General features: G+C 68.9%; 7 protein-coding genes. All 7 read right to left on the minus strand.

From position 1 onward, the window contains the following. Positions 1 to 473: 473 nt before the first annotated feature. The 7 genes from AB1460_RS21510 to AB1460_RS21540 all read right to left on the minus strand — a co-directional run bounded on the left by AB1460_RS21510 (position 474) and on the right by AB1460_RS21540 (position 9,631). A complete protein-coding gene (locus AB1460_RS21510) occupies positions 474 to 665 on the minus strand; it encodes a hypothetical protein (protein WP_368963618.1) in 192 nt (63 codons plus the stop codon). A gap of 114 nt (positions 666 to 779) precedes the next feature. After that, positions 780 to 2,342 carry an MFS transporter gene (locus AB1460_RS21515; RefSeq protein ID WP_420497332.1) on the minus strand — a complete coding sequence of 521 codons (1,563 nt, stop codon included), beginning with the start codon at positions 2,340 to 2,342 and terminating at the stop codon, positions 780 to 782. Positions 2,343 to 2,374: 32 nt separating this feature from the next. Continuing rightward, entirely contained in the window at positions 2,375 to 3,202 is an 828-nt protein-coding gene (locus AB1460_RS21520; RefSeq protein WP_368963621.1) for a thioesterase II family protein, read from the minus strand. A 20-nt stretch (positions 3,203 to 3,222) separates the two neighbouring features. Then, positions 3,223 to 4,326, minus strand: a complete 1,104-nt coding sequence (locus AB1460_RS21525) for a class II histone deacetylase (RefSeq protein WP_368963623.1) — start codon at positions 4,324 to 4,326, stop codon at positions 3,223 to 3,225. 2 nt (positions 4,327 to 4,328) lie between these two features. Next, on the minus strand, positions 4,329 to 4,616 hold the full coding sequence (locus tag AB1460_RS21530) for a hypothetical protein (protein ID WP_368963625.1): 288 nt from the start codon (positions 4,614 to 4,616) through the stop codon (positions 4,329 to 4,331). A 21-nt stretch (positions 4,617 to 4,637) separates the two neighbouring features. Further along, complete coding sequence (locus tag AB1460_RS21535) at positions 4,638 to 8,513, minus strand: aminotransferase class I/II-fold pyridoxal phosphate-dependent enzyme (RefSeq protein ID WP_368963626.1); 3,876 nt, start codon at positions 8,511 to 8,513, stop codon at positions 4,638 to 4,640. Further along, on the minus strand, positions 8,510 to 9,631 hold the full coding sequence (locus tag AB1460_RS21540) for a DNA alkylation repair protein (protein ID WP_368963640.1): 1,122 nt from the start codon (positions 9,629 to 9,631) through the stop codon (positions 8,510 to 8,512). The genes AB1460_RS21535 and AB1460_RS21540 overlap by 4 nt, the downstream gene beginning before the upstream one ends. Between the last annotated feature and the right edge of the window lies 1 nt (position 9,632).

Raw genomic sequence — 9,632 nt, forward strand, 5'->3', positions numbered from 1 at the left:
TCTGGCAGTGCCGACGCGTCCCGGCGTTGTCAGGGCTGCTTCCCGCCCTCCCCGGCGTCTCCCGGATCAGGCTGCCCTCAGCTTCTGCCCGGCTGCCACGACAACCCGGCGGTGAAGGTCTCCCACCCCCACTCGGTGATGCAGCGCCTCGTGGCGCACGATGCCGTCCGCCCAGAGATAGACGTAGTCCACGCCGGCGGGTCTGTTGCATCCAGCCGAACCAGCCGATCTTGACCGCAAATCTTCCGGTCTGAAGACCTCTCAGCCTGCCGGCAGGATGCTCGAGAGCGGCCATGGAGGCCGTCAGCACGCCTGTTCGCGAGAAGATTTACGGTCAAGATCGATTGTCATCGCTGGATGCAACAGACCCCTTTCGCGCCGTCTTGGTTATTTCTGTGGGCACCATCCGACCGCAACCACGTGGCGGACACCTGTTACCTCGCGGGTTGCGGGGCATTCAATGTCCTGCTGGTCTACGCCCGGCTGGTGACTGAGGCGTGCGCGGATCCGGGCGGCGGGCGGGGAGGGCCAGCGCCCGCGTATGCGGGAGCGGCCCAGCCGGCGGCCACCGGCATCGCCAGCGTCGGCGGCAGTACCAGGATCACAGGTTCTCCCGTGCTGATCTCGTCGGCGCACTGGTCGTCGTCGAGGTCGACGGCGCCCACCGGCAGCGCGCGCAGCAGCCCGGAGTGGAGGCCGCCGCTCCGCGATGTCTCGGGCCATGGCAGACGTCACCTGGCCGCGGACGGTCGCACCGAGGCCAGGTGACGTCGACCGGATCAGCCGGCGTCGGCCTTCACGATCTCCTTGGCATCCTCGACAACAGAAGCGCTTTCCGTCGCCGGTCGCGAGCGGGTGTTCGTGGCGAACAGGACAGCGAGCGCGACCGACACCAGCGCACTGATCAGACCGATCACGTTCAGGCCGTCGGTGAACGCATCGCGGGCCGACGCGGCGAGGGCCTCTCCAGCCGGCCCGGCGAGGCCCTCCACGGATGCGAGCGCGCCCGCCAGGGTGTCACGCGCGGAATCGGTGGCATCGGCGGGAAGGCCCTCAGGAAGCGTCAGCTGACCGCGATAGATCGCTGTGCCGACGCTGCCGAGCGTGGCGACACCGAGCGCCATGCCCAGCTCAGTGCTCGTCTCGGAGATCGCGGCAGCGGACCCCGCCTGCTCCGGAAGCACCGATCCCACCACGAGATCCGTTCCCAGCGCGATGAGCGGACCCCCGCCGCCGTAGACCAGGGCGAACGCAATCACCAGCAACGTGAGACCGCCGGACGCCGGTACCAGGGCGAGCATGGCGTGACCGACCGCCGACAGCAGCAGACCGGCGCAGACAACCGTGGACGGTGCGAACCGGCTCACCGCCATCGGAGCGGCGATCGATGTGACTATCAGCGCGAACGCGGCGGGGAGGAGCCACAGCCCGGCCCGCAGCGGGGACTGGCCGTCCACCAACTGCAGATACTGGGTGACGAAGAGGTAGGTCCCCCCCGCCACCAGCATGGCCACCAGCATGGTGGCCAGGGTGGCGACGAAGGCCCGCTGCCGGAACAGACCCACGTCGAGCACTGGGTTCGTCAGCGTCCGCTGCCGGTGGACGAAGGCTACTGCGGCGATGAGACCGACGACGATCGCCAGCACGGGGATCACCGCTCCGCCTTCCCGCGCGATCTCCTTCAGGCCATACACGATCGGGAGGATCGCCAGGAGGGACAGGACCACACTGACCAGGTCCAGGCGACCGGCCTGCTCGTCTCGATGCTCGGGCAGCAGGACCGGGCCGGCGACCAGCAGCAGTGCCATCACGGGCACCGCGATCAGGAAGACCGATCCCCACCAGAACAGCTCCAGCAGCGCACCGCCGACAACGGGGCCGAGGGCGATGCCCACCGAGAACATCGTCACCCAGACAGCGATCGCGACCCCGCGTTCCTTCGCATCGCGGAACATGTTGCTGATCAGGGCGAGCGTCGAGGGCATGAGGGTCGCTGCGGCGATACCCAGGGCCGCACGGGCCGCGATCAGCAGGATCGGACCGTCCGCCCAGGCGGCGGCGAGCGAGAGCACACCGAACGCGGCCGCGCCGATCAGCAGCAGTTTCCGCCGCCCGACGCGATCGCCCAGGGTGCCCATCGTGACCAGGGAGGCAGCGAGCAGAAAGCCGTAGATGTCGATGATCCACAACATCTCGCTCGCTGACGGTTCGAGGCTGGTGGTGATGTGCGGCACAGCAAGATGCAGCACGCTGACGTCGATCGACAACAGCAGCGTGGGAAGCGCCAGGATGGCGAGTCCCAGCCATTCCCGGGTACCCGCCCGGTGGTTGTCTGCGGTCAGGGAGGTCAAGAGGTGTCCTTTCGGGATTCTTGTCAGGTGGAATGCGATCCGACCGTCGTGCCACCGATCGACGCCGGGTTTCCTCGGCGTTCTCCCGGTCGGCCGAGGAACGGATCGCCGACAGCGGCCATCACCAGCCGAGTGATCTGTACGGCGATCTCAGGCTGGTAGATGAAGAAATGCCCGCCGGAGAAGGTCCGCTGGGTGAACTCTCCGGTGGTTTCCAGCGACCAGAGCGACAGTCGGTCGGCTTCCACCAACGGGTCGTCGACCGCGCCGAGCGCGAGCATCGACGTCGTGCTCCCGGACACGGGGCGCCGGTAGGTCTCGAGCGCTTCCAGGTCGGCGCGGATCGCCGGCAGCATGCGGCGCATCAGATCCGTGCGGTGGGCCAGTTCCGCGGGAGTTCCACCGATCCGCAGGACGTGCCGCAACAGGTCCGCGTCGCTGCTCAGGTGCGCGTACGGCGGCCGGCTCGGAAAGCAGGGTGCCTGGCGGGCCGACACGACCAGCAACTCCGGCGGCATACCCGCCCGCTCCAGCGCTCTGGTGAGCTCGTAGGCGACCACGCTGCCGAAGCTGTGGCCAACGACGGCGAACGGCAGCGGTTCCAGCTCCATGAGAGCCCGTCCAAGACCGTCGGCCAGGGGTTCGACCCGTCTCAGCAGGGGCTCTCCCTGTCTCATGCCCCGGCCGGGGAACTGCCCCGCCAACAGCTCCACGCCCGGGGGAAGGACCCCGCGCCAGGGACGGAAGGCGGACGGCCAGCCGCCGGCGTGCGGCAGGACGACCAGCCGCAGGCGAGGAGACTCCCCGCGCCTGCCCGCTCGGCCGCCCGTTTCAGGCGGCAGAGCGCTCACGTTCGTCAACCAGCCGGCCATCAGGTGCCGGTCAGAAGCGGATGGTGGGTGAGCAGGTGCTCGACGACCCGGCGCTGGTGCAGCTGCAGCTGCTGCCCCGGCAGATGTGCCAGGGAGTGCAGGAAGGGGTCGGCGGGCGCCGGGAGCCCGGCGACCGCGCACGCGATGGCGAGGACGAGCGTCGGCTGGTACCAGGCCGAGTAGCCGCCTTCGTGGACGAACACGATCCGACCACCGGCCAGCTCGTCCGCGAGCTCGCACAGCGCGGTGGCCATCAGGTGGAACGTCTGGCTGGTGCACAGCATCCGGCCCATCGGGTCGTGGCCGCTCGCGTCGACGCCGGCTGCCACGAGCACGAGCTCCGGCGCGAACGCCCGGACTGCCGGCTCCACCAGCCGCCGCAGGGCGGCGCAGTAGGCCTCGTGCCCGGACCCGGCGGGCAGCGGAATATTCAGCGTGGTTCCCCTGCCCGCGCCCGACCCGATCTCGCCGACCAGGCCGGACGCCGGCGGAAACAGGCCGTCCTGGTGCACGGACACGTACAGCACGTCCGGGTCGGAGTAGAAGGCCTGTTGGATCCCGTTGCCATGGTGCACATCCCAGTCGAGGACCAGCACCCTGCCGACGCCCTGGCGCCGCGCGGCGCGGGCCGCGATCGCGACGTTGTTGTACAGGCAGAGGGCCATGGCCCGGTCCGCCTCCGCGTGGTGGCCCGGCGGCCGGACGACGCAGTACGCGCGGTCGAAGGTGCCGGCTATCACCTCGCTGGTCGCTTCGACGCAGGCGCCGACGGCGAGTCTGGCTGCCATGGCGCTGTGGTAGTTGACGCGGGCGTAGACGCCTGCGTCGCCATCACCGAGCGCCGACGCAACCTCGACGCGCTCGATGTGTTCACTCGTGTGGACGAGCAGGAGGTCGTCGTCCTTCGCGGGCCTGGGGGTGACCTGGGTGAAGTGATCCATCACCCCTACGGCTCTGACCAGCCCCTCGGCCCGCCGGAGATCGGGGTCGACCGCGAACTGGCGCAAGGGCTCGACCCCGGGGCCGACCGGCACATAGCCGGCGCCGGACCCGGGGTCATGCCAGAAACAGAGCTCGTGGCTATACCACGCGCGGGCAGGCATGTTCAGACAACCGACAGGCCCGCGGCCTCGGCGATCCGGCGGTGGTAGTAATCGCGCTCCTCCTCGGGAGTCAGCTTGGTCCTGAATATCAGGTCAAGCCAGGCGAGCACCTGATCGGATTCGGCGGACGTCAGGGAGCGACCCTCCAGCTTCTTCTCGAACTCGCGGATCCGCCGCGCCGGTTCAAGGACACCCGCCTCGTAGTGGGTTCCGGTCAAATCATGGTTGCGGGTGCAGGCGATCGCCTTGAGTACCGCGCCGAAGAATGCTTCGGTCTCGATCTCGCTCATGTGTGGTCACCCTTTCTTCGATCAGTGGAGAAGACCGACCTGGCGGCCCGCGTCGGCGAGAATCTCCAAGGCCTTCTTGAGGTCGTCGTCCGAGTGCGTCAGATTCACGATCGTGCGCAGCCTCGGCAGCGCCTTCGGAACGGTGGGGTAGACGATCGGCTGCACGAACAGCCCATCTCGCTGGCAGAGCCGCGCCATGGCCTGGGCCTGCTCCGCACTGGAACAGATGATCGGCACCACCGGCGTCACACTGGCGAGCGTGTCGAACCCAGCCTCCTGCAGCGACAGGCGATAGCGATCGGTTCTCGCCCGCAGCAGACCGGGCAACTCCGGGGATGCCTCGATGACCTCGATGGCCGCCTTGGCCGCGGCGACCTGCATGGGCGTGCCCGCCGCCGAGAACATCCAGCCGCGGGCGTTGTTCTTCAGCGCGAAGATCAGATCCGCCGAGCCGGCGACATAGCCGCCGGCACTCGGAATCGTCTTGGACAGCGTCCCCATTTTCAGGGCGATCCGCGCCGGATCGACCCGGAAGTGCTCGGCGATGCCGCGGCCGGTCGCTCCCAGTACGCCGAGACTGTGCGCCTCGTCCACCATCAGTGCAGCGTCGTAACGTTCACAGAGACTAAGGATTCCCGGCAGGTCTGCGATGTCACCGTCCATACTGAAAACCGCGTCGGAGACAACGAGCTTTCCCGCATCACCCGCCTTTCTCAGTGCGCGTTCCAGATCGGCTAGATCGTTGTGAGCGTAGGTGAGTACGGCGGCTCCGGACAGACGGTATCCGTCCAGGATGGAAGCATGGTTGTAAACGTCCCCGATAATGACGTCGCCGGGCCCGACAAGGGCGCCGATGGTCGCCATGTTGGTCATATAGCCGCTGGTGTAGACGATGGCGTCCTCGGTACCGAGGAATCTGGCGAGGGCCAGCTCCAGCTCTCGGTGCAGGCGCAGCGTGCCGGCAAGCAGCCGGACCCCGTGGGCTCCAGTCCCATGCGTTTCGACGGCTCTGATCGCCTGCTCGTTGATGTATTCATGACCGACCAGACCGAGATAGCTGTACGACGCGAAGTTGAGGAACCAGCGGTCGTCGAAACGGATCCAGGAGCCGCTCGCCCGCTCGACGACCGGCTCGTAGAAGTAGTCGTCGCGCGCGACGATGGCTCGGTCATCGACCGAGAGCGCGTCGATGCGGCTCTCGAGGAACGACCCGGATGCATCCGCGGAGAGCCGACTGGGCAGGGTCCGGCGAGGAGACGTGCCGGTACGGGGAAGGTTCGCGGAGGGCAGACCGGCATCGGGTAGTCCGGTGAGCTGAGCCGGTGCGGACGGCGGCCACGAGGGGCCGGGCAACCGGGGCCCCCTCTCAACCGGTGGGGCCGGTGAGACCGGCGCCGGCCGCCGAACAGCCGGTGGGGTGTCCGTTCCGCGGAACCGGTTCCAGTCGGGGACGAAGTCCGGCGCGGACGCACGAGACGCCGGCACGGGCACCAGAAGGCGCTCCGGCAGGGCAAGGGGAGGCGGTGCCGGCTGGGGCTGGGGCGCCGGCGCGGGAACGGCCACGGCCGTGGCCACGGAAACAGGAGCCGTAAGGGGAACAGGAACGGCGGCCGGAGCAGGACGATCTGGCGGCGTCGGCGTCACGGGCAGCGAGGCGAGGTGGGTGAGCAACGCTTCCACCTCGTTGTGCTCGAAGAGCGCCGCGGGTTCGACGTCCAGACCCTCAGCGGCCAGCGCCGCCGCCACCTCCACAGCCATCATCGAGTCGAGTCCGAGCTCGATCAGGTCGTCGTCGGCGGAGATCCGGGGCACGTGCAGCGTTCTGGTGAGAACCGTGGATAGCAGGAGCCACAGCTCGGTTGTCTGCGTCGCGACGGTCATCGGCTCACCCTTCGGCGCCGGGGGCTGGGACAGGACGTAGTTGCCGGGGGGCAGGCCGATCGCGGTGTGGAACAGGGCGGTTCCCTCGTCGCCGCTGAGCGCGCCGACGCCGTGGGCAGCGGCACGCGCGACGACTGCCTCTCCCATGCCCACGGTCCACAGGCCCCAGTTGAGGCTGTACCAGGGCTCGCCCTGGGCACGTCTGCGTGCGGCGAAGCCGTCGAGGTAGGCGTTGGCCGTCCCGTAGACGATCTGGCCGACATTGCCGTGCACGGCGGCCACCGAGGAGAAGAGGGCGACGAACCGCGGGGGCGTCGCCAGGTTCCGCAGCGCCTCGTCCAGCGCGTGCACCCCGGCGACCTTGGGTGCGAACACGTCCGCGATGTCCTGGGGACGCAGCGAGCGTGCCAGACCGTCGCGCAGCACGCCGGCGGCGTGCAGCACACCGTCGAACGGCTTCGTGTCCCGCAGGGCCTCCGGCAGCGAGCGGACGTCGGTGCTGACAAGGTTCACGTCGCACAGCGCCGAGAGCCGGTCGAGCCGTGCCCGTCGGGGATCCTCACGCGGAACCGTCCGGCCGACCAGGGTCAGGTGCGAGCAGCCCTGGCCGGCCAGGAACTCGGCGACCTGCATGCCGACGCTACCCATGCCTCCGGTGATCAGGAAGCGCCCGCCCTCGATCTCACCGCTGGCCGGGGGGCCCGGAACTGACGCCGACTCCGGGGCGAGCCAGCCCTCGTCCCGCCAGGCCAGCTCGGACTCGGCGAAGTGGAGACCACCCGGTGGCATCACGGCGGTGTCGACCAGCCGGACGTCGCTGCGCGGGTACTCCGCGCGCAGGGCTCGGGCGAGCCCCCACAACGCCGCATGACCCGGTTCGACGTCCTCCCCGCCACGCACGCTCTGACCGGCGGCGGTCACGATGGTCACGGCCGGCATCGGAGGTGCGCCTGCGAGGTGCCGCACCAGGGAGAGCGCGCCGGTCAGCAGTTCCTGCGGGTCGTGCACCACCGCGGGTGCCAGATAGACGAGCTCACGAACCCTGACACCCGCGAGGGCCACCTCGAGCCGCGCAGAGTTCAGCTCCGCGGGATCGAGCCGGATCACAGGTTCATCCACCGTGACCTCGCCCGCCCGAGAGGACACCACAAGGGCCACACCATCGGCGGGAGCAGGCAGCGGGGTCGGTACCACCGGCCGCCAGGTCTGCACCTGGATGGAGCCCGGGCGCGGCCGGCGACGCGCGGGCGCGCGGGCACGTAGGGCTATCCGGTCGAGTTCCAGCAGGATCTCGCCCTGCTGGTTGACCACGGTCGCCCGCCCCCGCACAGTGCCTCCCCCGGCACCGGTGCGCTCGATCATCGCGATGACCGTGCCGGAGATCCGACGCCGCACGCGTACCCGCCTGACATGCCATGGCAGGCAGGAACCGTTCTCCCCGGCGTCGAGAATCCCGAGGCACTGGAAGACGGCGTCCAGTAACGGCGGCGGCAGATGGTGCGGGGCCATCACATCGTCGTCCGCGCGCAGGACCGCACAGATCCGGTCCGGTCCGCGACGCGCCGAGCGGATCGTCTGATAAGTGGGGCCGTAGGCGATGCCGCTGGACTGCCGCCACGTGGTGATCTCAGCCAGGCGCAGCTCGTCGGAACACGCGGCCCACCACGCCGCGAGGTCGAGGTACTCCGGGGGTGGGAGCGGAGCGCTCTCGGCACGGGCCTGGCAGTGCACCGTCCACGCGGCCGGCTCGCCCCCACCGGCCGGGTCCGCCGCGCTGACAGCCCATGACCCGTTGTCACCCAGCGCGGTCTCGATGTGTACCGCGGTGCCCGCGACCAGCAGGGGGGCCAGGAAGGAGACCTCGGTGAGCTCCCACCGGCGCCCAGGTCGCGTCGCGTCGCAGGCGGTGAGGATGGCGTCGATCTGAGCGGCTCCCGGCAACACCGGCGTGCCGCTGAGCCGATGGTCGGCCACCATCGGGTGGTCGGCGGAAAGAAGATTGCGCAGGCGAGTCATAGGTCGAGGTCGAACCGGTCACTAGCCAGGACGAGGCCGTTCACCTGGATGTCGATCACATGCTCTCCCGGGTAGTACCTACGGGTCTGTACCTCGCGAATCGGGTGAATCTTCTCCACCGTTCGACGCTCTCCGCCGGCCAGCTCAAGCGTGGTCAGCTTGAACACCTTCGGAATGCTCCGCCCGCCCTTTCGAACGTGGTGGACCACATAGTCGACCGCGACGGTGTGAGTCTTCTGGTCGGTGTTCCGCAGGTCGACTCTGATCGTGACGAAGTCACCCAGGATCACCGATCGCGGGCTGACGTCGAACCGAGCGACTTTCACGTGCTCGCCGCCGGTGACCCCCAGGATCTCCAGCGCCTCCTGGTTTCCCTTCTTCACCAGGGTTCGGAGACCGTGTTTCACCGTCCAGGACGTCCCCGGGCCAGAGCTCGCCAGCAGCCATCTCCGAGCGGCGGCGAGCGCGATCTCCGGATTATCCCGAGAGATATCATTGAGATTGTTCGCGACGGACTTGCGCACGTAGTCGGACGGGTCGTCGTGCAGCGTGTCCAGGATCCGCAGGACCGGATCGGGATCATGGACGAACCTGGTCAGGGTGCGTGCCCACGGCAGTCGGGGGCGGGTCCCCTCGCTGGCCAGCCGCCTGACGTTGTGGCTGGGGTGACACGCGAACTCGGCCAGGCGCGGCATCGTCAGGTCGTACCACTGCTCAATGAAGGGGCGGACGGCGTACTCGGCGGTGTGCCGCCTGGTGATCTCCACCAGGGCGTCGAGCGACTCCGCGGGGGTCTTCAGCCCGTACTCCTCGACGAACCGGGCGACGGGCATCAGGTACCAGCCGTTGTTGAACATTCCTTCGCCCTCGGCAAGCTCGTCGCCCAGGAGGGCGACGAGGATCACAAGTGCCTCGTTGTAGTCCTGCGGCAGGCGGCCGCGCAGGCCCTCGGCGAGAACGAGCACCCGGTCCTTCAGCTCCTTGCCGGGTATTCGCCCCTCAACCTCGGATGCGTACCCGTCGACGTCAAACCCGGGATGGAACTCACGGATCATCCCCCCCAACAGACGTGCGGCATCGCCGTTGAAGTGCCGCTTCAGTCCGTACTCGCCGTCCATC

The sequence above is a fragment of the Parafrankia sp. FMc2 genome (assembly GCF_041008525.1).
Lineage (GTDB): Bacteria > Actinomycetota > Actinomycetes > Frankiales > Frankiaceae > Parafrankia.